The 24,182-nt window shown below is 70.0% G+C and carries 22 protein-coding genes; 12 read left to right on the forward strand and 10 right to left on the reverse strand.

Annotated elements, in window-relative coordinates; translation table 11 throughout:
- Positions 1 to 103 precede the first annotated feature (103 nt).
- From ACSQ2H_RS04630 to ACSQ2H_RS04640, 3 genes are all read left to right on the forward strand, one after another.
- The gene (locus ACSQ2H_RS04630; RefSeq protein ID WP_436060283.1) at positions 104 to 997 is read left to right on the forward strand and encodes a LysR family transcriptional regulator; all 894 of its coding nucleotides are present in this window, start codon (positions 104 to 106) and stop codon (positions 995 to 997) included.
- 63 nt (positions 998 to 1,060) lie between these two features.
- Positions 1,061 to 1,453, forward strand: a complete 393-nt coding sequence (locus ACSQ2H_RS04635; protein WP_436060284.1) for a GFA family protein — start codon at positions 1,061 to 1,063, stop codon at positions 1,451 to 1,453.
- A 39-nt stretch (positions 1,454 to 1,492) separates the two neighbouring features.
- A complete protein-coding gene (locus tag ACSQ2H_RS04640) occupies positions 1,493 to 1,825 on the forward strand; it encodes a hypothetical protein (RefSeq protein WP_436060285.1) in 333 nt (110 codons plus the stop codon).
- Here ACSQ2H_RS04640 and ACSQ2H_RS04645 read toward each other — a convergent pair.
- Positions 1,822 to 2,475: a J domain-containing protein gene (locus ACSQ2H_RS04645; RefSeq protein WP_436060286.1), complete on the reverse strand. Its 654-nt coding sequence runs from the start codon at positions 2,473 to 2,475 to the stop codon at positions 1,822 to 1,824. The genes ACSQ2H_RS04640 and ACSQ2H_RS04645 overlap by 4 nt on opposite strands.
- A 52-nt stretch (positions 2,476 to 2,527) precedes the next feature.
- Between ACSQ2H_RS04645 and ACSQ2H_RS04650 the strand changes: the two genes are divergently transcribed.
- The 4 genes from ACSQ2H_RS04650 to ACSQ2H_RS04665 all read left to right on the forward strand — a co-directional run bounded on the left by ACSQ2H_RS04650 (position 2,528) and on the right by ACSQ2H_RS04665 (position 6,609).
- Positions 2,528 to 2,803: a BolA family protein gene (locus tag ACSQ2H_RS04650; RefSeq protein WP_436060287.1), complete on the forward strand. Its 276-nt coding sequence runs from the start codon at positions 2,528 to 2,530 to the stop codon at positions 2,801 to 2,803.
- Between the two features lie 94 nt (positions 2,804 to 2,897).
- A complete protein-coding gene (locus ACSQ2H_RS04655) occupies positions 2,898 to 3,404 on the forward strand; it encodes a 2Fe-2S iron-sulfur cluster-binding protein (RefSeq protein ID WP_436060288.1) in 507 nt (168 codons plus the stop codon).
- Positions 3,401 to 4,348: an FAD binding domain-containing protein gene (locus ACSQ2H_RS04660; protein WP_436060289.1), complete on the forward strand. Its 948-nt coding sequence runs from the start codon at positions 3,401 to 3,403 to the stop codon at positions 4,346 to 4,348. The genes ACSQ2H_RS04655 and ACSQ2H_RS04660 overlap by 4 nt, the downstream gene beginning before the upstream one ends.
- Complete coding sequence (locus tag ACSQ2H_RS04665) at positions 4,345 to 6,609, forward strand: molybdopterin cofactor-binding domain-containing protein (protein WP_436060290.1); 2,265 nt, start codon at positions 4,345 to 4,347, stop codon at positions 6,607 to 6,609. The genes ACSQ2H_RS04660 and ACSQ2H_RS04665 overlap by 4 nt, the downstream gene beginning before the upstream one ends.
- Positions 6,610 to 6,737: 128 nt before the next feature.
- Here ACSQ2H_RS04665 and ACSQ2H_RS04670 read toward each other — a convergent pair whose 3' ends face one another.
- The 6 genes from ACSQ2H_RS04670 to ACSQ2H_RS04695 all read right to left on the reverse strand — a co-directional run bounded on the left by ACSQ2H_RS04670 (position 6,738) and on the right by ACSQ2H_RS04695 (position 11,792).
- The gene (locus ACSQ2H_RS04670) at positions 6,738 to 7,094 is read right to left on the reverse strand and encodes a hypothetical protein (RefSeq protein WP_436060291.1); all 357 of its coding nucleotides are present in this window, start codon (positions 7,092 to 7,094) and stop codon (positions 6,738 to 6,740) included.
- 39 nt (positions 7,095 to 7,133) lie between these two features.
- Positions 7,134 to 7,511, reverse strand: a complete 378-nt coding sequence (locus ACSQ2H_RS04675) for a response regulator (RefSeq protein ID WP_436060292.1) — start codon at positions 7,509 to 7,511, stop codon at positions 7,134 to 7,136.
- Positions 7,508 to 8,758 (reverse strand): sensor histidine kinase, encoded by a 1,251-nt coding sequence (locus tag ACSQ2H_RS04680; protein WP_436060293.1) that lies wholly within the window; start codon positions 8,756 to 8,758, stop codon positions 7,508 to 7,510. The genes ACSQ2H_RS04675 and ACSQ2H_RS04680 overlap by 4 nt, the downstream gene beginning before the upstream one ends.
- Before the next feature lie 96 nt (positions 8,759 to 8,854).
- Entirely contained in the window at positions 8,855 to 10,132 is a 1,278-nt protein-coding gene (locus tag ACSQ2H_RS04685; protein ID WP_436063545.1) for an HlyC/CorC family transporter, read from the reverse strand.
- A gap of 2 nt (positions 10,133 to 10,134) precedes the next feature.
- Positions 10,135 to 11,247: a 3-dehydroquinate synthase gene (gene aroB / locus ACSQ2H_RS04690; RefSeq protein ID WP_436060294.1), complete on the reverse strand. Its 1,113-nt coding sequence runs from the start codon at positions 11,245 to 11,247 to the stop codon at positions 10,135 to 10,137.
- Positions 11,244 to 11,792, reverse strand: a complete 549-nt coding sequence (locus ACSQ2H_RS04695; protein WP_436060295.1) for a shikimate kinase — start codon at positions 11,790 to 11,792, stop codon at positions 11,244 to 11,246. Before ACSQ2H_RS04695 ends, aroB begins: the two co-directional genes overlap by 4 nt.
- A 68-nt stretch (positions 11,793 to 11,860) precedes the next feature.
- On the opposite strand from ACSQ2H_RS04695, the gene ACSQ2H_RS04700 reads away from it, so the two are divergent.
- Together ACSQ2H_RS04700 and ACSQ2H_RS04705 are read left to right on the forward strand one after the other, a co-directional pair.
- Positions 11,861 to 13,171, forward strand: coding sequence for a hypothetical protein (locus ACSQ2H_RS04700; RefSeq protein WP_436060296.1), 1,311 nt, complete (start codon positions 11,861 to 11,863; stop codon positions 13,169 to 13,171).
- On the forward strand, positions 13,168 to 14,076 hold the full coding sequence (locus tag ACSQ2H_RS04705; protein WP_436060297.1) for a site-specific tyrosine recombinase XerD: 909 nt from the start codon (positions 13,168 to 13,170) through the stop codon (positions 14,074 to 14,076). Before ACSQ2H_RS04700 ends, ACSQ2H_RS04705 begins: the two co-directional genes overlap by 4 nt.
- Positions 14,077 to 14,249: 173 nt before the next feature.
- On the opposite strand, the gene ACSQ2H_RS04710 is transcribed toward ACSQ2H_RS04705, so the two are convergent.
- Entirely contained in the window at positions 14,250 to 15,182 is a 933-nt protein-coding gene (locus ACSQ2H_RS04710) for a hypothetical protein (RefSeq protein WP_436060298.1), read from the reverse strand.
- A 169-nt stretch (positions 15,183 to 15,351) separates the two neighbouring features.
- Here ACSQ2H_RS04710 and ACSQ2H_RS04715 point away from each other — a divergent pair, with 169 nt between their 5' ends.
- Together ACSQ2H_RS04715 and ACSQ2H_RS04720 are read left to right on the forward strand one after the other, a co-directional pair.
- On the forward strand, positions 15,352 to 16,314 hold the full coding sequence (locus ACSQ2H_RS04715) for an acetyl-CoA carboxylase carboxyltransferase subunit alpha (RefSeq protein ID WP_436060299.1): 963 nt from the start codon (positions 15,352 to 15,354) through the stop codon (positions 16,312 to 16,314).
- Positions 16,315 to 16,391: 77 nt separating this feature from the next.
- Entirely contained in the window at positions 16,392 to 17,390 is a 999-nt protein-coding gene (locus ACSQ2H_RS04720; protein ID WP_436060300.1) for an NAD(P)H-dependent flavin oxidoreductase, read from the forward strand.
- Between the two features lie 118 nt (positions 17,391 to 17,508).
- Here the strand turns inward: ACSQ2H_RS04720 and ACSQ2H_RS04725 are convergent, their stop codons facing one another.
- Positions 17,509 to 20,385: a TonB-dependent receptor plug domain-containing protein gene (locus ACSQ2H_RS04725; protein WP_436060301.1), complete on the reverse strand. Its 2,877-nt coding sequence runs from the start codon at positions 20,383 to 20,385 to the stop codon at positions 17,509 to 17,511.
- A 362-nt stretch (positions 20,386 to 20,747) separates the two neighbouring features.
- A complete protein-coding gene (locus ACSQ2H_RS04730) occupies positions 20,748 to 21,755 on the reverse strand; it encodes a threonine aldolase family protein (RefSeq protein ID WP_436060302.1) in 1,008 nt (335 codons plus the stop codon).
- A gap of 99 nt (positions 21,756 to 21,854) precedes the next feature.
- Here ACSQ2H_RS04730 and ACSQ2H_RS04735 point away from each other — a divergent pair, with 99 nt between their 5' ends.
- Entirely contained in the window at positions 21,855 to 24,164 is a 2,310-nt protein-coding gene (locus ACSQ2H_RS04735) for an ATP-binding protein (RefSeq protein WP_436060303.1), read from the forward strand.
- Positions 24,165 to 24,182 lie beyond the last annotated feature (18 nt).

Below are 24,182 nucleotides of genomic sequence, written 5' to 3' on the forward strand. Positions count from 1 at the left end.
CGGGAGACGGGCTCCGGCGCCTGACGCGACCAGGAATTTAGGCGGCGCGTATCCAGCCGATTAGCCGCTAGGATGCGTATGTACTTATGCTTGGAGCTTATGAATGCGCCGCGAGGATCTCGGCGGGCTCGCCGCCTTCGTCGCCGTCGCCGAGGAGCGCAGCTTCACGCGCGCGGCGGCGCGGATGGGGACGTCGCAATCGGCGCTGAGCCAGACGGTCAAGCGTCTGGAAGCGCGGCTCGGCGTGCGGCTGCTGACCCGTACGACCCGTAGCGTCGCGGTCACCGAAGCCGGCGAGCAGCTGTTGGCGTCCCTGCGGTTCGCCTTCGACGAAATCGAGACCCAGCTGGTGGCGCTTGGCGAACTGCGCGACCGGCCCGCCGGCACGATCCGGATCACGGCCGGCCAGCACGCCGCCGACACGGTGCTGTTCCCGGTGATCGCCCAGCTGCTGCCGGACTATCCCGACGTCAATGTCGAGCTGTCGATCGACACCGGCTTTCGCGACATCGTCGCCGACCGCTTCGACGCCGGGGTGCGGCTGGGCGAGCAGGTCGAGAAGGACATGATCGCGGTGCGCATCGGCCCGGACCTGCGCATGGCGCTGGTCGCCGCGCCCGCCTACTTCGAACAGCGGCCTGCGCCCCGCACGCCGCACGACCTGACCGGCCACAACTGCATCAATCTGCGGTTCCCGACCCTGGGCGGTCTCTACGCCTGGGAGTTCGAGAAGGACGGGCGCGAGCTGAACGTGCGAGTCGAAGGTCAGCTGGTCTTCAACGAGACCCGGCTGATCGTGCGCGCGGCCTGCGCAGGGCTGGGCTTGGCCTACATCCTGGAGGACCATGTCGCCGAGCACCTGGCCGACGGGCGCTTGGTGCGGGCGCTGGAGGACTGGTGCCCGCCGTTCTCCGGCTACCACCTCTACTATCCGAGCCGGCGCCAGCACACGCCGGCGTTCGCGCTGCTGGTGGAGGCGCTGCGGTCACGCAGCTGAGGCGGCTGCTGACACGTTCCTGGCCGCGGGGGAGCATGCTGGCGGCCAGACATGGAGGCGAGGATGATCCGGGGAAGCTGCAACTGCGGGACGGTCAGGTTCGAGCTGACCGCGCCGCCGACCATGATGGGGACGTGCCACTGCTCGCGCTGCCGCAAGGCAGGGGCCGGGACGTTCGTGATCGTGGCGCGCGAGACTCTGACCTGGATCGCCGGGCGCGAGGACGTCGCCAGCTATCTGCCCGAGCCGCCGTTCAAGTATGCGCGCTGTTTCTGCCGCCGCTGCGGGACGGGTCTTGGGGAGATCGCCTCGGACGCCGAGAGCTTCCCGATCGCCGCCCACTGCCTGGACGACGACCCGCTGGTGCGCAACCGCTTCCACGAATGGGTGTCGGTCAAGCCGGCCTGGTACGAGATCTGCGACAGCGCCAAGCAGTTTCCGGAGAACCCGGGGTAGGGCGTTGCGCCCGCCGTCGCCCGCTGCGAGGCTCGGCGTATGAGCGGCGGCGACCTGATCATCGGCTTCGAGGCGGCGTTGACCGGCAAGGGGCATTCGATCCGCGGCGCCGGCGAGCTGGCGCGGTTCGCGCGATACGCGGCGTCACGCGGGCACCTGATCTGCAATGTCGAGGCCTATGAGCTGCGTGGCGACCTGGAGGTCCCGCGGATCGACCTCGGCCTCTATCAGGGCTCGGCCGAGGAGGCCGAGCTTTCGACTGACGAGCGGGCAGGACGCTCGATGTTGCGGCTCGGCGAAATCGTCGAGGACTGCGAGGCCGAAGGCGCCGGCTTCCTGTTCAAGGTCTGGATCGACAGTCTGGAGGCCTAGGCCATCTTGGCTTTCTTCAGTGTCTGGTAGGCCTTGATGACGCGCTGGAGCTTGTGCTCGGCCGAGCGGTCGCCGCCGTTGGAGTCGGGGTGGGTGCGCTTGACCAGCTCGATGTAGCGGGCGCGGATGGTCGGGCCGTCGGCGTCCTCGTCGAGGTCGAGGTCGGCCAGGGCGTTGCGCTCGAGCTTGCCGAGGCGGCGGGCCGGCTCGGCGGCCTTGGCCTGCGGCTTGGCGCCGGCTCCGAACAGGCTGAACGGGTCGGCATAGCCTTCGCCCTTGCCGAAGCCGTGGGCGGCGCCGGCGGCCTCACGTGAGAACTTGCTGGCCTTGAACTGCCAGGTCGGGCGGTCGCCGACCGCGCTCTGGGCCTGGCGCTTGCGGATCTCGCCCTCGCTCATGCCGGCGAAGAAGTCCCACTGCTTGTTGTACTCGGCCGCGTGCGGCTGGCAGAACCAGTAGTGCTCGTTGAGCATCTCGCGCGATTTGGGCGCGCGCGCCGTCGCCGCCGTCCGGCAGCCCGGATGGTCGCAAGCCCGTTCGCCGGGCTTCAGCGCATAGACATCGTCGTTCCGTTTGGCCTCCTCCTCCGAACCGGGGGGACGCACACGGATATCGACGAACTTAGGCTTGTATTGAAACGCGCCGGCCATGGCCCAAGTATGAGGCTCCCTGAGTCCCTTTCAAGAATTGAACATCGATACGATGGGCGCCATATTTGAGGCTATCCACCACAAGTTAGACGCGGCGTTTTCGCCCACCCGCCTGGAAGTCGTCGACGACTCCGACCGGCACGCCGGTCATAGCGGCGCACGGGAGGGCGGGGAAAGCCACTTCAATGTGTTGATCGAGTCCGCGGTCTTCGCCGGGGTGTCGAAAGTGGTGCGCCAGCGCCTGGTCTACAAGGCCCTGGCCGACGAACTGGCCGGTCCGGTGCACGCGCTGTCGGTCAAGGCGCTGGCGCCCGGAGAGGCCGCCTAAAACTATACCGCGGACCGGAACGAGCGTTTGAACGTTCGTAGCTGGGCCAGCATAATAACAGCGTATGTGAGCGCTCACATCAGGGGAGGTGGGGATGCAAACGACGATCACGGTCAATGGGACGGCGCGAACGCTCGACGTCGATCCGCGGACCACCCTGCTTGACGCCCTGCGCGAGCATCTGGGGCTGACCGGCTCGAAGAAGGGCTGCGACCACGGCCAGTGCGGCGCCTGCACCGTGCTGGTGAACGGAGTGCGAATCAACTCCTGCCTGTCGATCCTGGCCATGCACGACGGCGACCAGGTGACGACCATCGAGGGCCTGGGCCAGCCGGGCGCGCTGCATCCGGTGCAACAGGCGTTCCTGGAGAACGACGCCCTGCAGTGCGGCTACTGCACGCCCGGGCAGATCTGCTCGACGGTCGGCATGCTGCAGGAGGCCGCCGACGGCTGGGCCAGCAAGGAAACCGCCGATCTGACGGCGCCGACCTCGCTGAGCGACGCCGAGATCCGTGAGCGGATGAGCGGCAACATCTGTCGTTGCTCGGCCTACCCGCAGATCCTGGCGGCGATCCGCGACCTGGCCGGAGAGGCCGCATGAAGCCGTTCACCTACGAGCGCGCCGCCGACGCCCAGGCGGCGGTGAAGGCGGTGGCCGAGATCCCCGGCGCGAAGTTCCTGGCCGGCGGCACCAACCTGCTGGACCTGATGAAGCTGGAGATCGAGCGGCCCACCCACCTGGTCGACGTCGGCCGGCTGCCCTTCGCCGGGGTCGAGGCGACCGCCGAGGGCGGCCTGCGGATCGGCGGGGCGATGACCAACGCCAAGCTGGCGGCGCATCCGAAAGTGCGCGAGCTCTATCCGGTGCTGGCCAGGGCGCTGCTGGCCGGGGCCTCGGGGCAACTGCGCAACAAGGCGACGACGGCCGGCAACCTGCTGCAGCGGACGCGCTGCGACTATTTCTACGACACCGCCAAGCCGTGTAACAAACGCGAGCCCGGTTCGGGCTGCAGCGCGATCGGCGGCCCGGGCGGCTATGGCGCGATCTTCGGGGCCAGCGAGGCCTGCATCGCCACCCACACCTCGGACATGGCCGTGGCGCTGACCGCGCTGGACGCCAGCGTCGAGACGATGACCCCGGACGGCGGGACGCGGAGCATCAAGGTCGAGGCGCTGCACCGGCTGCCCGGGGCGACGCCGCAGGTCGAGACCGACCTGGCGGCCGGCGAACTGATCACCACGGTGGTGCTGCCGCCGCCGCCCGCGGGAGGGCAGGCCTACGCCAAGGTCCGCGACCGCGCGTCCTACGCCCACGGCCTGGCCATGGTGGCGGTGGCTGGAGGCCGGGTGGCGTTCGGCGCCGTGGCCGCCAAGCCCTGGCGCGCCGAGCGGGCCGAAGCGGCGCTGGCGGCCGGCGCGAGCCCGGCCGAGGCGGCGACCGCCGAAGTGGCCGGCGCCGACGCCGACGACCGCCGCACGCACAAGATCGCCCTGGTCCGCCGGTTGGCGGCCGCGACCATCGAAGACGCCGGGAGCGCCCGATGACCTCCGTCCGCGACTGGGCTGGGCCCAACCCCGTCACCGAGAACCGCGGCGGCGTGATCGGCAAGGGCGTCGACCGCTACGAGGGAGCGCTGAAGGTCACCGGCACCGCGCCCTATGCCTATGACACCGTGGCGCCCTCGCCGCCGGCGATCGGGGTGCTGGTCACCGCGACGATCCCGCGCGGGAGGGTGACGTCGGTGGACACCGCGGAGGCGCAGGCCGCGCCGGGCGTGCAGCTGGTCTGGACGCACCTCAACGTGCCGACCCAGGCGCCGCGCGGGACGCGGGCCAATCCGCGCAGCCAGCGGGCCTCGAACCCGGCGCTGGGCGGCGACCGGGTCGAGTACTACGGCCAGAGCGTCGCCTTCGTGGTGGCCGACACCTTCGAGAACGCGCGGGCGGCGGCCGAGCTGGTCAAGGTCGCGTACGCGGCCGAGCCGGCGGTGGTCGACTTCCTGGCCAGCTTCGACCAGGCGACCCTGCCGCCGGACGAGGATGACGTGCACATCGGCGACTTCCACGGCGCCTTCGCCGCCGCGCCGGTGACGATCGACGAGAGCTATTTCAGCCCGATCCAGAACCACGTGCAGATGGAGCCCTGCGCCACCGTCGCCTGGTGGGAGGGCGACAAGGTCACGGTGCACACCTCGATCCAGATGGTGAAGGGCGGGCAGCACGCCCTGGCCGAGACCCTGGCGATCCCCTCGACCGACGTCCACCTGCTGACCCGCTACATCGGCGGCGGGTTCGGCGGGAAGGGCCAGCCCTATGACGACCTGATCCTGTCGGCGCTGGCGGCGCGCGAGCTCAAGCGGCCGGTCAAGGTCGCCTACACCCGCCAGCAGATGTTCCACGGCACCATCCACCGCCCGGCGGTGGACATGCGGGTGCGGCTGGGAGCCGAGCCGGACGGGCGGCTGACTGCGTTCGCGGTGGAGGCGACGACGCACTGCGCGCGGGCGGCGACCTTCACTGAGCACGCGGCCAACTTCTCGCGCAACCTCTACGCCGCGCCCAACCGACTGACCGGGCACCGGCTTGTGCGGATGGACCTGCCGCACGCCGGTCCGATGCGGGCGCCGGGCGAGGCGCCGGGCATGCTGAGCCTGGAATGCGCGATGGACGAGCTGGCCGAGAAGCTCGGCATCGATCCGATCGAGCTGCGCATCCGCAACGAGCCGGACATCGATCCGGAGACCGGCAAGCCGTTCTCGATCCGCCAGCTGGTGCGCTGCATGACCGAGGGCGCGCAGCGGTTCGGCTGGGAGCGCCGCAATCCGGTCCCCGGCCAGGTCCGCGACGGACGCTGGATGGTCGGCATGGGCATGGCCACGGCGATCCGCGGCAACTTCCTGCTGCCGGCCAAGGCGGGCGTACGGATCGACGCCGGCGGCATCATCACCCTGCGCCAGGGCATGACCGACATCGGCACCGGCACCTATACGATCCTGCAGCAGATCACCGCCGAGACCCTCGGCGTGCCGCTGGGCCACGTGCGGGTCGAGATCGGCGACTCCGACTTCCCGCCGGCCCCCGGCTCGGGCGGCCAGTTCGGGGCGGCGACGGCCGGATCGGCGGCGTTCGAGGCCGGGATGAACCTGCGCCGGGCGCTGACCGAACTGGCGGTGGGCGATCCCAACTCGCCGCTCTATGGCGGGCCGGCCGAGTACGTAACCTTCGAGAACGGAAACATCGCCATCGAGAACCGCAGCGAGACGCTGGCGGCGCTGGTGCGGCGGGCCGCGCCCGACGGCGTCTATGTCGAGGGCTCGATCTCGCCGGCGGCCGACGCGCGCGACTATTCCCAGCATACCTACGGCGCCCACTTCGCCGAGGTGGGGGTGAACCAGGTCACCGGCGAGGTGCGGCTGCGCAAGATGTTCGGCGTGTTCGCGGCCGGGCGGATCCTCAACGCCAAGACCGCCAAGAGCCAGATCACCGGCGGGATGATCTGGGGCGTCGGCACGGCGCTGACCGAGGTCAACGCCGTCGATCCGCGCTTCGGTTCGTTCATGAACCAGGACATGGCCGAGTACCTGGCGCCGGTGCACGCCGACATCGTCGACCTGGACTCGATGTTCCTCGACGAGGCCGACGACAAGGCCAATCCGATGGGCATCAAGGGGGTCGGCGAGCTAGGCATCGCCGGGGCCGGGGCGGCGATCGCCAACGCCATCTACAACGCCACCGGCGTGCGGCTGCGCGACTATCCGATGACGCCGGACAAGGTGCTGGCCGGGCTGATGGCGAAGGGGCTGTAGGGAAGAGAACTGCTCCCCCGCCTGGGGGAGCTGTCGGCCGATGGGCCGACTGAGGGGGTATGTTGAGTCAGCGGTCCCCCTCCGTCTCGGCGCTGTGCGCCGAGCCACCTCCCCCAAGGGGGGAGGAACTAGGTGATGGGCCACTCGATAGGCGGCGGCGGGACGCCGGCTTGGCAGCGGGCGTTCGCACGCGCGGCGGCGAGGAATTCCGGAATGCGATCCCGGGGCGCGGCTCCGCGGATGATGTCGCTGAGGACCATGTCCGACTGGCTGCAATCGGTCGCAATGGTGATTTCGTAGCGGCCGTCGCCGAATTCGCCCACGTGGGATATCGGGAAGCCGCCGGGGCGGTACGTGTATGAGAAGTCTATCAGCCCTTCGCGGAAGCGCACGTTGTCCGAGCGGCCGACCGGAAGTTCGAAGCTCAGCGTGGAGATAGCCTTGGGGAGCGTCGGCGCTGCGGTCGCGGCCAGCAGGCCGGCCACGCCGCTTGCCATGGCCGCAAGCAGAACAGTCACGTCAGGTTATCCCACGCGGGGCAGGAGTTCGCCGAGGATGCGGGCGAGGTCGCCTTCGCGGAAGGGTTTCTGGAGGACCGGGGAGCCCTTGTCGGCGTCGCGCAGGCCGGCGTCGCCGTAGCCGGTGGCGAAGGCGAAGGGGGCGCCCTTCTCGCGCAGCAGGTCGGCGAGCGGGAAGATTGGCTGGCCGCCTAGGTTCACGTCCAGCACCGCGCAGTCGAGCTCGACGCTGTTGGCCAGTTCGATGGCCTCCTCGAGCCGGGACGCGGGCCCGACCACCTTGCAGCCCAGGTCTTCGAGCATGTCCTCGATCAGCATCGAGACCATCATCTCGTCTTCGACCACCAGGACCCGCAGGCCGGCCAGGTCGCTAAGTCCGCTCATTCGGAGGGCTCCAAGACGTGAAGGGGAAGGTCCATCCGACAGGACAGCCCGGTCGGATGATAGTCCAGTCGGACGCGGCCAGCGAGTTCTCCCGCAAGGCCGCGCTCCAGAAGTCGGCTGCCGAAGCCCTGGCGCTCCGGCTTGACCACCTCGGGCCCGCCGGACTCGGTCCATTCGATCATCAGGCGGCGATCGGCTTGCTGGTCGTCGAGGCGCAGGCGCAGCGCCACGTGGCCGGCGGGCGTCGACAGGGCGCCGTACTTCAGCGCGTTGGTGGCCAGCTCGTGGAACGCCATGCCGAGCGCCACCGCCGCCTTGGGCCGGAGGCGCACGTCCTGGTCGCCCTGGAGGCTGAAGCGCGCCCCGCCGCCCTGGCGTCCGCCGCCGTAGGGACGCAGTTCGGCGGCCAGGATGTCGAACAGGCTGGCGCCTTCCCAGTTCTGGGCGGTGAGCAGGTTATGGGTCTGCGAGAGGGCCATCAGCCGGGCTTCGAACGCCTTGTAGTAGGTGTCGATATCCTTGGCGTTAACCAGGCTCTGGCGTGCCAGGGATTGCACCGAGGCCAGGGTGTTTTTGACCCGATGGTTCAGCTCGTTGAGCAGCAGCCGCTGGCGCTCTTCGGCCAGCACGCGCTCGCGGACCTCGGCGCGGGCGGCCTGGTGCAGGCGGACATTGTCGATGGCGACCGCGGCCTGGGCGCCGACCCCGGCCATCAGATGCTCGAGCCGTTCGGAGAAGCGGCCCGGCTCGGGGTGGCCGAACAGCAGCGCTCCCAGCACCTCGCCCGAGCGCGAGATCACCGGCACGCCGAGATAGCTGCGCACCGGCAGGTGGCCGCGGGGCATGCCGTGGAACGGCGCGTTGCGTCCGTAGCGCGGGTCGGCGGTGATGTCGTCGCTGCGCAGGATGCCTTCGCCGTCGAAGGTGGGGGCGAAGATCGCGGTCTTGCGGACCATCGGGAAGTGGTCGAAGGCCGAGCGCGGCGCGCCCGACAGCGAGTAGAGGGTCAGCGTGTCGCCGTTGTCGTCGAACGCCGTATAGAAAAAGGCGCCGAAGGCGGCGCCGGTCAGTTCAACGCCGCCGTCGACGACGATCTGCACGACCTGGTCGAGGTCGCCGCCGGCGCCGATGGCCGCGGCGATACGGTTGAGCGCGTCGGCGCGGACCGTCTCTTCGGCGAGGGCCGCGCGGGCGCTCGCCAGGCGCGCTTCCAGCGCCTCGATCCTGGCGGACGTCGTCTCAGTCATGCTCACGGTATCGTACGGCGCCCCGGAACTGTGCCGACTTTGGGCTGCAAACCAAAGTCGTTTTATCAGCTAGGTCAAGAGGCTAAGCCCAATGAACTAGTCTTGCGCGCGCTGTTGAGGCGGCGAAACCTTCATGACGGTGATCTGATTGCGTTCGCGCCGCACGATCTGGAAGCGATGACCGTAAAACGTCCAGGTCTGCCCCACCTTGGGAATGGTCTGGGCCTCGTGAATGACCAGGCCGGCCACGGTGACCGCGTCATCGTCGGGCAGATCCCAGTCGAGGGCGCGGTTGAGGTCGCGGATCGCCACCCAGCCGTCGACCATCACCGAGCCGTCGGCCTGGCGGCGGACGCCCTTGAGGGCGCTGTCGTGCTCGTCCTCGATCTCGCCGACGATCTCCTCGAGGATGTCCTCGAGCGTGATCAGCCCCTGCAGGGCGCCGTACTCGTCGACCACCAGGGCGAAGTGGCTCTGGCGCTTGAGGAAGCCGGCGAGCTGGTCCTTGAGCGAGGTGGTCTCGGGAATGAACCAGGGCTCGCGGGCCAGGCCCGGCAGGTCGAGGGCGTCCAGCGGCGCTCCGGCCAGGGCGGTGAGGACGTCCTTGGCGTGGAGCACCCCGACGATGTTCTCGGGATCGTCGCGGTAGAGCGGCACGCGGCTGTGGCCGGTCTCCAGCAGCTCGGCGAGCAGGTCCTTGGGCTTCAGCGCGGCGTCGATCATCGAGATCGAGCGGCGGTGGACCATGACCTGGGTGACGTCCATCTCGGAGAGGTCGAGCACGCCGCCCAGCATGTGGCGGTCGCTGGCCTCCACCAGGCCTTCGGAGTGGTGGTACTCGACCGCGCCGCGGATCTCCTCGTGGGCGGCCAGGACGTCGGTCTCCATCGACAGCTTGATGCCGAACGGGCGCAGGGTCTGGCGCACGATCCACTGCGCGCCGTTGGCCAGCGGGCCGAAGATCCGCACGACCCACCAGGTCGGGATCGACAGGAAGCGGGCGACGTCGTCGGCGCGGGCGATGGCCAGGGTCTTGGGCAGGATCTCGCTGAACACGACGATCAGCACGGTCATCACGGCGGTGGCGATCAGGGCGCCGACCGGGCCTGGAAACGCCGTCGACAGCGCCACGGTGGTGAGCGCCGAGGCGCCGATGTTGATGACGTTGTTGGAGAGCAGGATGGCCCCGATCATCTTCTCCTGATCGGCCATCATGCGGTTGACGCGCTTGGCGGCGCGGTCGCCCTCGCGTTCGAGCTGGTGCATGCGCGCGCGGCTGGCGGCGGTCATCGAGGTCTCGGCCGCCGAGATCAGCCCCGAGAGCGAGAGCAGCACGACCAGCACGGGCGCCAGGCCCGCGAGGACGGCGACGATCGTCACGGGAGCGCGCCTTCAGCGACCAGGAAGTCGCGGACGGCCTGGTCGTCGACGTTCTTGGCGACGAACGCATCGCCCAGGGCGCGGGCGAGGATGAAGGTCAGGCGGCCGCCCTCGGCCTTCTTGTCCTGGCCCATGTGGCGCACCAGCTTGCGCGCGTCGAAGGCGCCCGAGCCGACCTGGTCCAGGCGGGTGGGCAGGCCGACGGCGGCGATGGCGCTCTCGGCGCGCTGGGCGTCCTGGGGGGAGCACAGCCCCTGGGCGGCGGAGAAGCGGAAGGCGATGGCGCTGCCGGCGGCGACGGCCTCGCCGTGCAGCAGGGCCTCGCCATAGCCGGTCTCGGCCTCCAGCGCGTGGCCGAAGGTGTGGCCGAGATTGAGCAGGGCGCGGCGGCCGGCTTCCTTTTCGTCGGCTTCGACGATCTCGGCCTTCATCTCGACCGAGCGGGCGACGGCGTAGGCCAGGGCGTCGGGATCGCGGGCGAGCACGGCGGGCCCGTTGGTCTCCAGCCACTCGAAGAAGGCGAAGTCGCCGAGCAGGCCGTACTTGATGATCTCGGCGTAGCCGGCGCGCATCTCGCGCTCGGGCAGGGTGCCCAGCAGGTCGAGGTCGGCGAGGACCAGCCTGGGCTGGTGGAAGGCGCCGATCAGGTTCTTGCCGCGCGGGGTGTCGATGGCGGTCTTGCCGCCGACCGAGGAGTCGACCTGGGCCAGCAGGGTCGTGGGGATCTGGATGAAATCGACGCCGCGCTTGTAGATCGCCGCCGCGAAGCCCGCGAGGTCGCCGACCACGCCGCCGCCGAAGGCGATGATCAGGTCGCCGCGGTCGAGCTCGAGTTCCAGCAGCCGGTCGCAGACGTCGGAGAGGCCGTCCCAGCTCTTGGTCGGCTCGCCGGGCGGCACGACGATGGCCTGGGAGGAGATCCCGGCCGCGGCGAGGGCGTCGGTCAGCCGCTGGCCGTGCAGTTTCCACACCGTCTCGTCGCTGACGATGGCCGTGCGGCCCTGCTTGAGCATCGGCGCCAGGAGCACGCCGGCCTGGCCGAGCAGGTCCCCGCCGACCACGACGTCGTAGGCGCGATCGCCGAGGCCAACGCGGACGGTGCGGCTCATGGGGCTTGTTCCTCGAGGTGGCGGGTCAGGGCGCGGATCACCTGGTCGACGGTGACGTGGTGGGCCGTGTCGCCGGTCTCGACGGTGATGTCGGCCTCGGCGTAGACAGGATAGCGCTTCTCGGCGAGCTCGGTGAGGACCTCCAGCGGGTCCTTGCCCGAGAGCAGCGGGCGGCTGTCCTTGCGCGACACGCGGCGGACCAGCACCTCGAGGTCGGCCTTCAGCCAGACCGAGATCGAGCGTTCCTTGATCAGCGCGCGGGTCTCGTCGTTCATGAAAGCGCCGCCGCCGGTGGCCAGCACGTGCGGCGGGTTCTCGAGCAGGCGGGTGATCACCCGGCGCTCGCCCTCGCGGAAGGCGGGCTCGCCCATCTCGGCGAAGATGTCGGGGATGGAACGGCCGGCGGCGGCCTCGATCTCGACGTCGGCGTCCTTGAACGGCAGGTCGAGCGCGTTGGCGAGGCGGCGGCCGACGCTTGATTTGCCGACCCCCATCAGGCCCACGAGGGTGATGGTGCGGGCGCGCAGCGGTGTGTAACGGTCCATGAACGGCCAGGGTCTTACACGAGCATGTGCCTCGACGCCAAGTTGACCGTACTGCAAAGCTGGCAGGGATGAGCCGTAAGCTTGCTGTCCTGACGCTTGGCGCCTTCCTGATCGGCGCCAACCCCGCCCTTTCCCAACCCGCCGTGGAAGTCACGCCGCTGGCGGCGCCCGACGCCTTCGCCAACGGCGCGCGCGACACCGGACTGCCGGCCGACCTGTGGCGCGGAGCCTCGCTGGAGACGGCGCGCACGGTGCTGCCGCTGGTCGCCGCCAAGCCGCTATCGCCGGCCGCAGCGGCGCTGGCACGGCGGGTGCTGGCGACCGGGGCCAACGGCCCGGAAGGCGCAGCCCAGGACCGCGACCTGGCCGGGGCGCGGATCGCCGCGCTGATCGCTCAGGGCGGGATCAAGGACGCCGGGACGATCCTGTCGCGGACCTCGGGGCTGGAGAGCAATCCGGCGATGGCGCAGGCCGGCGCCGAGGCGGCGCTGCTGGCCGGCCAGGACGAGCGGGCCTGCGCCATCGGCGATGGCCTGGCGAGCGGCCGCGAGGAGATCTACTGGCTGCGGCTGCGGGCCTACTGCCAGGCGCGCGAGGGCCAGTCCGACGCCGCTCACGTGACCTTCGACCTGGCCCAGGGGGTGGCGCGCGACGCCACCTACGGGCGGTTGATGGGCGCCAAGCTGGCCGGGACCGGAAATCCAGGCGCGGCCTCGCTGCGGGGCGGGCTGGACTATGCGCTGTCGCGCAGCCTGGGGCTGGACCTCGCGGCCGCGACCCCCGCGCCGGCGGTGGCCGCGGCGCTGGCGGCCAGCGAGCCGGCGGCGGCGACCTGGAACATCGAGAGCGGGCCGGGGCCGTTGCAGGCGGCGATGGCGGCGGTAGCGGCCGGAGACCTGGCCGGGGCGCAGACACTGCGGGCCGGGCTGACGGCGGACGCGACGCCGGTCAACGAGCTGGCGCTGCTGGACGCACTGATCGCGGCGGCGGCCGGCAAGCCGGACGGCCCGACCCTGGACCGGCTGGTCGAGCGCGGCGCGGTCTCCGACGCCAAGACCCGGGGCAAGATGCAGAACGCGGCGATCCTGCTGGCGGCGCTGGGCGCGCCGATGACGCCGCAGGCGCGCGGCGAGTTCGCCAAGTTCGCCGGGGCCGAGGCCGGCAAGGCGACGGTGGCCCGCGGCCTGGCGCTGGACCTGGGCGGCGAGGCGAAGCTGATGGGCGAGAGCGCGCTGCTGGCGCTGTGGATCAGCGCCGATGCGGGCGACGCGGGGCCTGCGACCGGCGATCGGGCGCGGATCATCCGCGCGCTGCGGCTGGCCGGGCTGGAGGCCGACGCGCGCGCCTTCGCCGTCGAAGGGCTGCTGGCGCAGAGATGAGCGGCGCCGGCTGGATCGAAGCCTTTCTGGAGATGATGGCCGGCGAGCGGGCCAGCGCCCGCAACACGCTGACCGCCTATGGCAAGGATCTGGCCGACGCGCAGGCGTTCCTCAAAGGACGCGGCGTCGACCTGAGCACCGCGGGGGCCGAGCAGATCGAGGCCTATTTCGCCGCGCTGAGCGACCGCGGCATGTCGCCGGCGACGGCGGCGCGGCGGCGCTCGGCCGTGCGGCAGTTCTATCGGTTCGTGCTGGGCGAGGGCTGGCGCAGCGATGATCCCTCGCGCCGCGTCGACGCCCCCAAGAAGGGCCGGCCGCTGCCCAAGGTGCTGAGCCGGGCGGAGGTCGACGCGATCATCGCGGCGGCCGGCGCGCGCGACGGCGGGCAGGGGCTGCGGCTGGCCTGCATGGTCGAGCTGGCCTACGCCTCGGGCCTGCGGATCTCGGAGCTGACGGCGCTGCCGCTGTCGGTGCTGGCGCGCGATCCGGCCTATCTGATCGTCAAGGGCAAGGGCGGCAAGGAGCGGCTGGCGCCGCTGAACGAGGCCGCGCGGGCGGCGGTGAAGGCCTATCTGGAGGTCCGCAAGGACTTCCTGCCGAAGGGGGACGGCGCGAACCCGTGGCTGTTTCCGTCGCGCAGCAAGGCCGGGCGGCTCACGCCGCGGCGGTTCGCGCAGCTGCTGGACGAGGCGGCGGCCGACGCCGGGATCGATCCGGCCCGGGTCAGCCCGCACGTGCTGCGCCACGCCTTTGCGACCCACCTGCTGGAGGGCGGGGCGGACCTGCGGGTGGTGCAGAAGCTGCTCGGCCACGCCGACATCGCCACCACCCAGATCTACACCCACGTCGCCGGCGAGCGGCTGCGTGAGGTGGTGCAGACCAAGCATCCGCTGGCGAAGAAGTAGGGGCGAGAGCGCCTGCTTTCCTCCCCCATCCTGATGGGGGAGGGGGCCGGCGCAGCCGGTGGTGGGGGCGGCCGCTGGTCAGAGCTTGGGGCTAGCCCCCTCCACCACCCTTCGGGCGGTCCCCCTCCCCCGCCGCGCGGGGGAGGAAAGACGCTCCAGAAGGGGAGGAATTGTCAGCTCGTGATCCGGTACTTGCCCGAACCGTCCGGGCAGACGCGGACGTAGCGCTGCTCGCTGCTGGAGACCTGGGCCGGGGCCAGGCGGCACTGCATGCGGTCGTAGTCGTTGTAGCCATACTGGCCCGACTGTCGGGAGCGGTCGAAGTCGCTTTCCTGGTACGGGATGGTCTGGTCGTAGCTGTAGAAGTAGCCGCGCTCGTCGCACTTGGCCGAGGCGCGGCCGACCCCGAGGCCGATGCCGCCGCCGACCAGCGCCCCGAGCACCGCGCCCTCGGTCCGCACGCCCTTGGCGGCGACGTTGGAGCCGAGCGCGCTGCCGAGCAGGGCGCCGACTAGGGCCCCGCCGATCGAGCGGTTGGTCTTGCTGTTGGTGCAGGACGGATCGTTGCTCATGTAGGCGGTGGTCGAGGCGTCCTGGGCGTAGGTGTCGGCGCTCCACACCGGCGGCGGGCCGTAGGCGCGCTGATAGGCGCCGGCGCCCCAGCGACGGTCGTAGTCGGTGCGGGCGCGGTCGTAGGCGGCCAGCCGCTGTTCGTAGTCGAAGCGGCTCTGGCCGGCGGGCGGGTAGGACGTGGTCGGCTGATAGCTCGGCTCGGACCAGGTCGGCGCCGGGCCGTAGGCGCGGGCGTAGGCGCCGTACCCGTAGCGGCGGTCATACTGTTCGCGCGACCGCTCCCAGTTGGCGCGGGCGGCCTCGTAGTCCTGGCGGGACTGTTCGTAGGCGGCGCGGTCGGCCTGATAGCGGCCCTGGTCGTACTGGTACTGCGGCGTCGGCCGCGGATCCGAGTACGGATTGGCCGCCGGCGGCGGATACTGGCTCTGGTACTGACCCTGGTACTGGCCCTGATAGGGGTACTGGGCGAGGGCGGGCGTGGCGGCGGCCGCGACGAGCGCGGCGGCGGCGATGACGGTTCTGGTGGCGTGCATGGTCGACCTCCTGGTCCGCAACAAAACGTGAGCGGGCCAGGGCAGTTGCAGCGCCGGGGCGCTGGCGGCTTGACGCCGGGCGTCCGATGGCTGTTCCTCGGGGTTGTGAGGCGGGCGCTTCGGGCCTAGTTTCCGCCGCTTCCGCAAACGGAAAGAGAAGATTCCTCGAATGGCCGCACACTATCTCGAGTTCGAGCGCCCTATCGCCGACCTCGAAGCGAAGATCGAGGAACTGTCGAAGCTGTCGGAGACGACCGGTTCGGGAACCCTGGACGCCGAGATCGAGGCGCTGCGCGCCCGCGCCCAGGAAGTCCGCCGCCAAGCCTATTCCAAACTGGACGCCTGGCAGAAGACCCAGGTCGCGCGCCACCCGGACCGTCCGCACTTCATCGACTATGTCGGCGGGCTGATCGACGAGTTCGTCGAGCTGCGCGGCGACCGCAAGTTCGCCGACGACCAGGCGCTGATCGGCGGCCTGGGCCGCTTCCGCGGCCAGCCGGTGGTGGTGATCGGCCATGAGAAGGGCCGCGACACCGTCAGCCGGGTGAAGCACAATTTCGGCTATGCGCGGCCCGAGGGCTATCGCAAGGCCATCCGCCTGATGGAGCTGGCCGAGCGCTTCAACCTGCCGGTGATCAGCTTCGTCGACACCCCGGCCGCCTATCCGGGCGTCGGCTCGGAAGAACGCGGCGTGGCCGAGGCCATCGCCCGCTCGACCGAGAAGAGCCTGATGCTGGAGGTGCCGATGATCGCCATCGTCACCGGCGAGGGCGGCTCGGGCGGCGCGCTGGGCATCGCCTGCGGCAACCGGGTGCTGATCCTGGAGCACGCGATCTATTCGGTGATCCCGCCGGAAGGCGCCAACTCGATCCTGTGGCGCGGCGCGCGCACCGCCGAGGAAGCGGCCAAGGCGATGAAGATCACCGCCCAGGACCTGATCGGCATGAAGATCGTCGATCGGATCATTCCGGAACCGCCGGGCGGCGCGCACTCCGACAAGGAGGCGATGGTCGCGGCGGTGGGCGAGGTGATCGCCGACGAGCTGGCGAAAATCGCCGACATGAGCGCCGAGCAGCTGAAGAAGCAGCGGGCCGACCGCTTCTACGCGATCGGCCGCAGCGGGCTGCAGTAGGCGTCGACTCCGATCGCGCTTGCCTGACGCTCCGGCGCCGGGCTCAGTGTCGTCCAAACAAACGTTTGGAGGGCGCGATGGCCTTGAAAACCCGTTTCACCGAGCTCGTGGGCGTCGAGCACCCGATCGTCCAGGGCGGCATGCAGTGGGTCGGCCGGGCCGAACTGGTCGCGGCGGTCGCCAACGCCGGCGGCCTGGGCTTCATCACCGCCCTGACCCAGCCGACGCCGGATGACCTGCGGCGCGAGATCGACCGCTGCCGCAAGCTGACCGACAAGCCGTTCGGGGTGAACCTGACCATCCTGCCGGCGATCACGCCGCCGCCCTACGCCGAGTACCGCCAGGCGATCATCGACAGCGGCGTCACGGTCGTGGAGACCGCCGGCTACAAGCCGCAGGAGCACGTCGACCACTTCAAGGCGCACGGGATCAAGGTGATCCACAAGTGCACGGCGGTCCGCCACGCGCTGTCGGCCGAGCGGATGGGCGTGGACGCCATTTCGATCGACGGCTTCGAGTGCGCCGGTCACCCGGGCGAGGACGACATTCCCGGCCTGATCCTGATCCCGGCCGCGGCCGACAAGGTGAAGATCCCGATGATCGCCTCGGGCGGCTTCGGCGACGCGCGCGGGCTGGTGGCGGCGCTGGCGCTGGGCGCCGACGGCGTCAACATGGGCACCCGCTTCATGTGCACCAAGGAAAGCCCGATCCATCAGAAGGTGAAGGAGCAGATCGTCGCCAACGACGAGCGCGCCACCAACCTGATCTTCCGGACCATGCACAACACGGCGCGGGTGGCGAAGAACGCCGTCTCGGACGAGGTGGTGGCGATCGAGCGGCGCGGCGGCGCCAAGTTCGAGGACGTGAAGGACCTGGTCGCCGGGGCCCGCGGCAAGGTGGTCTACGAGGCCGGCGATCCCGAGCACGGCATCTGGTCGGCGGGCATGGTCCAGGGCCTGATCCACGACATCCCGTCCTGCGAGGAGCTGATCGGCCGCATCGTCCGCGAGGCCGAGGAGATCATCCACGGCCGCCTGGCCCGCTTCGCCCCGGAGCGGCGCTCGGTTCCGGCCTAGACGCCGGCTTCATCGCTGAAATGAAGAACCCGCCGGAGCGAGCGCTCCGGCGGGTTTTCCATTGGCCGTGAGGACCATCGGCCGCTCGCCCGTGGGGCGGGCGAGCGGCGTCCGGTTCCTAGTAGCGCAGGGTCGCGCCCATGTAGAAGAAGCGACCACGGTTGTCGAAGCTCGACGAACCGGTGCCGACGCCCTGGAAGGTTTCCGGCAGGTACGGCGGGTTTTCGTTGGTGACGTTCAGGATGCCCGCACGCATGGAGACCTGATCGTTCAAGGTGTAGCTGACCTTGATGTCGTGGTTGTAGTAGTCGCCCGTGTAGTACGGAGAGAGCTGGGTCGGGGTGAAGGCCGTCGTCGAGGCCATCGAGCCGATGTAGTGCGTGGTCCAGCTGACGCTCACGTCGTCGTGGGTCCACTGGATGGTGCCCTGGGCCTTCCACTCCGGCGTTGCGTTGGCGATGTTGTTCGCGAGCTGAGTGTAGGCTTGGCCCGGCAGGCCCTGCTGGGCCCAGCGGTACATCCAGGTGCCGTCCAGGCGCATGGCCACCTGGCCCCACGGCTTGTTGATGGCGTCCTGCAGGTCGAAACCGTACTGGATCGAGGCGTCGTAGCCTTCGACCTTCACCTTGGCGACGTTCTGGTTGGTCAAGATGACCTCGACCACGCCGCCGGGAACCGCGCCGCCGTTCGTGCCGGTCGGATCGCGAACGATGAGCGAGCAGAACGGGTTCGAAGCGTAGGCGTCGGTCGACTGATAGCAGAGGTCCTGCAGCAGGGTGTTGATCGGGATCGTGCCGACCTGGTCCTCGATGTTGTACTTGAAGAAGTCGAGGGACATCTGCAGCCGCGGAATCCAGCGGGGCTGGATCACGACGCCGAGGTTGTAGGTGTTCGCGGTTTCCGGGCCGAGATCCGGGTTGCCGCCTTGCAGCAGCGGCAGCGACGGACGGCCGGTGCCGAAGTTCGAGACGAAGGTCGCCGGGTTATAGTTGGCGATCGCGGCCGAGCAGGTGGCCAGGCGCAGGGCCTTGTTGGCGGCGCTGGCGACGGCGTAGCTGTCCTTGTCGCAGGGGTCGACGGCCGCGGTGGTGAAGTTGCGGCTCTGCGGCGAATACAGCTCGACGATGTTCGGCGCGCGCACGGCGGTGCCTTGCGAGGCGCGGAAGCGGATGTCCTGCACCGGAGCCCAGTCCAGGCGGACCTGGTACTGGTCGGTCTTGCCAATCGAGGAGTAGTCGGCGATGCGGCCGGCGGCCTCGAAGGTCAGTTCCTGGGCGAACGGCAGATCCTTCAGGATCGGCACGCGCAGTTCGGCGTAGGCTTCCTTGGTGTCGTACTCGCCTTCGCGGGTGCCGATGGCGTTGAAGAACAGCGCGCCCGAAGCGCCGAGGGCGTCCTGGGCGAAGAAGCTCTCTTCCTTGCGGTACTCCGCGCCGATGTTGACGCCGACATGACCGGCCGGCAGCTCGAACAGGTTCGTGCCGATGTTACCGGCGACGACGGTCTGCTTCACCTCCTGGTCGGTGACCGAGTTGGCGTTGGTCCAGGCGACAGCGGCCTGGTTCGGGCCGTTGATCAGATCCCACGGCACGCAGCCGGCGGCGCGGGCGGCGACGTCACGGCAGACGACCGCGCCGTTGACCAGAACCGCGTCGGTGGCCTGCTGCACCCGCGCCACGCGGGGCACGTTGTACGAGGTCGTCGAGCCGGTGGTCTTTCCGTACTGGGCGTACCAGTCCCAGTTGAAGGTGCGGCCGACGGCTTCGAAGTCGCCTTCCATGCCGCCGAGGACGCGAAGGGTCTCGCGCTCGGTCTTGACGTCACGGCCGCCGAACTCCGTCCAGAACTTGCCGACCTGGGCGGTGGAGCCCTGGGTCAGGGTCTTGCCGGCCGCGAGCCATTCGGCGCGCAGGGCCGCCGCGGTGGAGCCGGCGCCGTTCAGGTAGGCGTTGTCGCCGCGCAGGACCACCGGCATCGTGCCGCCGCCCTGGGCGTTGGAGAACGGCGGCTGGAAGAAGCCGTAGCCGTCGACCTTGGAGTAGGTGACGTCGGCGAAGGCCTTGATGTTGTCGGTGATGCGGTAGTCGGCGTAGCCGCGGATGGTGCCGCGTTGCGACTTGGCCTGCAGGGCGTTCAGCGAGGCCGAGTAGAACAGGGCGTCGTCCTGACACGTCGGCTGCACGGCCGGGGTCGAGCAGGGGGCGCTGAGGCGCACGACCTGCGAGGGATTGCGGTAGTCGAGGGTGACGGCGCGCGCCACGCCCACCGCGCCCGGCAGCAGCTGGAAGGTCGCCGTCGGGGTGGTGTTCGTCTTGCTGGCCGGGATCACCGTCTGCGGGTTGGCCAGGGTGTTGCGGCGGATGCCCGGATAGCCCCAGTCGCGGTCGACCTGGAAGATCGGCTCTTCGCGCGAGACTTCACCGCCGACCAGGATGTTGAGGCGGTCGTCCAGCAGCTTCGTGCCGTACATACCCGAGATCCGGAAGGTCTCGCCGTCGCCTTCCTGCGAGGTCCCGACCTGGCCCTCGATCTGCAGGCCGTCGAATTCCTTCTTCATGATCAGGTTGACGACGCCGGCGATGGCTTCCGAGCCATAGACCGCCGAGGCGCCGCCCGCGACGGTGTCGATGCGCTCGACCATCATGGCCGGCAGCAGGTTCAGGTCGACGGCGGGCGAAGAGGCGTCGGAGAAGACGATCCGGCGGCCGTCCTGCAGCACCAGGGTGCGCGTCGGGCCGAGGCCGCGGATGTCGGCGCGGGCCTGACCCGCCAGGAACAGGGTCGACGACGTGTTCTGACCATTGCTGGCCGCGTTGATCATCGGGATGTCGAGCAGCATGTCGCCGATCGACAGGTTGCCGGACGCGGCGATCTGCTCGGACGTCAGAACCGAGACCGGAACCGGCGAGTTGAAGGTGTCGCGACGGATGCGCGAACCGGTGACGACGATCTCGTCAACCGCGACCTGTTCCTGGGCGGTAGCGATAGCGGGCACGGCGAAACTGCTCGCCGCGACGGAGCCGAGCAATACGGCTCGAAGCGCGTTCTTCATTGGAACTTTCAATCTGGCCCCCCGGCCTGGGTGAGGAAGAGGGCTTCGGATGGGACGCCGAAGCCGCGGTTTCTCGGCCGTCTCGCAACGCCAGATTGTTACGCTCGCAGCTGCGATTGTGACGGTCTTGCGTCCCGAAAACGGCGAACCGGGACGCTTCCACGCGTTTGTTACGCCTGCAACGGAAAAGTCACAGAATCGCAACGCTACGTATCGAGGGGTATCAGATCGCCTTAAGGTGCGGCGAATGCGACACACTTGTGACGCGTGGCAGCCTTGGCCTTAAGGCGCGGGGGATCGGACGATCAGGCGATGGCCTTGAGCGTCGCGCCGAGTTCCTCGACGCTGTCCGGGGTGACGGCCCACGAGCACATGAAGCGCACCGAGCCGTCGAGGAATCGATAGGCGAACCAGCCGGCGGCGTGGAGGCGGCCAAGCGTCGCATCGTCCATCTCGACGAACACGGCGTTGGCTTCGACCGGATGGGCGAGCGGGAACGGCGACAGCTCGGCCAGCCGGCGAGCCATGGCGTTGGCGTGGACGGCGCGGGAGACGAAGGCGCCGCTCTCCAGCATGCCGATGAACGGGGCGGCGTAGAAGCGGCCCTTGGAGGGCAGCTGGCCCGACTGCTTCAGCCGGGCGTCGAAGCGGCGGGCGAGGGCGCGGTCGAAGATCACCACCGCCTCGGTGGCGGTCATGCCGGCCTTGGTCCCGCCGACCACCAGGATGTCGACGCCGAGCGAGCCGATCGCCTTGAGGTCGAAGCCGGCCGCCGCGGCGTTGGCCAGCCGCGCGCCGTCGAGGTGGACGCCGAGCCCCTTGGCCTTGACCGGGGCGGTGAGGGCGGCGAGCTCCTCGACCGAATAGACCGTGCCGTACTCGGTGGCGTTGGTCAGCGACAGGGCGACCGGGAACTGGCGGTGGGCCATGTCCGGCTGGGTCAGCGGCGCGGCCAGGGCGGCCGGATCGATGCGGCCGCTGGCGCCGGGAAGGCCGACGAGGCCGAGGCCCTGGCCGAAGAAACCGGGGGCGCCCGTTTCGTCGGTGCAGACGTGGGCGTGCTCGTGGGCCAGCACCGCCTCGAAGGGGCGGCAGAGCGTGGCCAGGGCGATGGCGTTGGCGGCGGTGCCCGAGGCGACGAAGCGGACCTCGGCGTCGGCGTCGAGCAGGGCGCGGACCGCGTCGGCGGCGCGGGCGCTGACCGCGTCGGTCCCGTAGCCGGACGTGAAGCCGGTGTTGGCGGCGACCAGCGCCTCGATCGCTTCGGGCGCGGCGGGGGCGGTGTTGTCGGAAGCGAAGTCGTAGCGGGCCATGTGCGTCTTCGTAGCGCGGCCCCAGGTCACGGCGATACCCGGAGTTTTCTGCTTTTTTCATAGACGTCGGGCATGGTGGCGCCAGGGGGAGCGTAGCGTATGGGTGGTTCCAAGTCGGCCGACCTGACTTCGCGGTTGGCGAGCGTGGCCCGGCTGACGCCGCATTCGGTGGTGCTGTGCGATCCGGCCGGGCGGATCGATTGGGTCAACGACGGCTTCACGGCCATGACCGGCTATGAGTTCGACGAGGTGAAGGGGCGCACGCTGGCCGAAGTGGTGCGTTGCCCCGACGCCGACCCCGAGGCCTGGGCGATCATGGACACGGCCGTAGCGGTCGGCGACGGCTTCCGCACCGAGGTCGTCGACCAGACCAAGGACGGGCGACGCATTCACGTCGATGTCGATATGCGGCCGAGCTATGCGGCCGACGGAACGCTGGACGGCTTCGTCGTGATCACGGCCGACATCTCGGCGGCCCACGCCACCCGCGAGCGGCTCAAGGCCGCCTCGCTGGCCCTGAAGTCGGCGGGCCGGCTCGCGCGGCTCGGCGGCTGGGAGGTCGACCTGGTCGAAGGCGTGGTGCGCTGGAGCCCGGAGCTGGCCGAACTGTTCGGGCGACCCGCGGTCGACGATCAGATCGAGTCGCTGGCGGTCTATGCCGACGAGGACCGCGAGTGGGTGCTGGACCACCTGCGCGAGGCGATGACCACCGGGATCCCAATCGACTTCGAGGCGCGGGCGCGCCGGGCCGACGGCGAGATCATCTGGCTGCGGGTGATGGGCGAGCCGCTGATGGTCGACGGCCGCTGCGTGGCGCTGCACGGCGCCAGCCAGAACGTCACCGCCCAGCGTGAATCGATCGCCGAACTGCGGGAGTCCGAGCGTTTCGGCCGCGGCGTGATCGACGGCTTGCCGGCCTATCTGACGGTGATCGACGAGGACGGCGCGATCATCGCCGCCAATTCCGCCTTCAAGAAGCTCGGCGCCGAGCGCGTCGGCGCAGACGCCTATCCGATGGGCCGCAATCTCTTCGGGGTGTTTCATGGCTTGCCCGGCGGTCGCGGCAAGGCGCTGGTGCGCGGGGTGCGCTCGGTGATCGCCGGTGAGGCGGCGAGCTTCTCGCGCGCCTACCAGGCCAAGGACGGCGAATGGTTCCGGCTGACCGCCGCGCGGTTCCAAGGCGAGGGTCCGGTGCGCTGCGTGGTCATCACCCAGTCGATCGAAGACCTGAAGCGCTCCGAGCGGCGGCTGAAGGTGGTGAATTCGTCGCTGAAGCGCGCCCGCGACCAGGCCAACGCCGCCAATATCGCCAAGTCGGCGTTCCTGGCGACCATGAGCCACGAGATCCGTACGCCGCTGAACGGCGTGCTGGGCATGGCCCAGGCGATGGAGCGGGACGAACTGAGCGCGCGCCAGCGCGAGCGGCTCGGGGTCGTCCGCCAGGCCGGCGAAACTTTGCTGGTGCTGCTCAACGATCTGCTGGACCTGTCGCGGATCGAGGCCGGACGGCTGGACCTGGAAGACGGGGCGATCGACATCTTCGCCCTGATGCAGGGGGCGGAGTCGACCTTCGGGCCGCTGGCGGCGGAGAAGGGGCTGGCGCTCGAACTTGAGATCGAGCCGGCGCTCAAGGGCGTGTGGGTCGGCGACCCGACCCGGTTGCGCCAGATCGTGCACAACCTGGTCTCCAACGCGGTGAAGTTCACGGCGGAGGGCTATGTCCGAGTGCGGGCTCTGCGACGGGCCGGCAAGCTGGTGCTCGAGGTCTCGGATTCGGGGCCCGGGATCGCGCCGGAACGCCAGGGCGCGCTGTTCCAGAAGTTCGTGCAGGAAGACGCCTCGACCACGCGGCGATACGGCGGCTCGGGACTAGGCTTGGCGATCTGCCGGGAACTGGCTGAGCTGATGGGCGGGACCATCGCGGTGGCCTCGCAGCCTGGCGAGGGCGCGAGCTTCACGGTGGTGCTGCCGCTAGTGCGGGCCAAGGCCGCGCCGGAGGTCGCGCCCGAGGCGCCCGCCGTGGCGCCGACCGGCGAACTGCGCGTGCTGGCGGCCGAGGACAATCCGGTCAACCGGCTGGTGCTGAAGACGCTGCTGAACCAGCTGGGCGTCGAGCTGCGCTGCGTCGAGGACGGCGCGGCGGCGGTCGAGGCGGCGCAGGAGGGCGGCTGGGACGTGATCCTGATGGACGTGCAGATGCCGGTGATGGACGGCCCGACGGCGGCGCGGGCGATCCGCGAGCGCGAGGCCGAGCAGGGGCTGGCGCGCACGCCGATCATCGCCCTGACCGCCAACGCCATGGCCCATCACGAGGCCGAGTACCGTGCGGCCGGCATGGACGTGCTGGTGCCCAAGCCGGTCGAGCTGGAACGGCTGATCGGGGCGATCGCCGCTGTGGTGGAGAGCTAAGGCCTCCCCCTCCGTCTC

It is taken from the genome of Phenylobacterium sp. LjRoot97, assembly GCF_964254345.1.
Classification (GTDB): domain Bacteria; phylum Pseudomonadota; class Alphaproteobacteria; order Caulobacterales; family Caulobacteraceae; genus Phenylobacterium.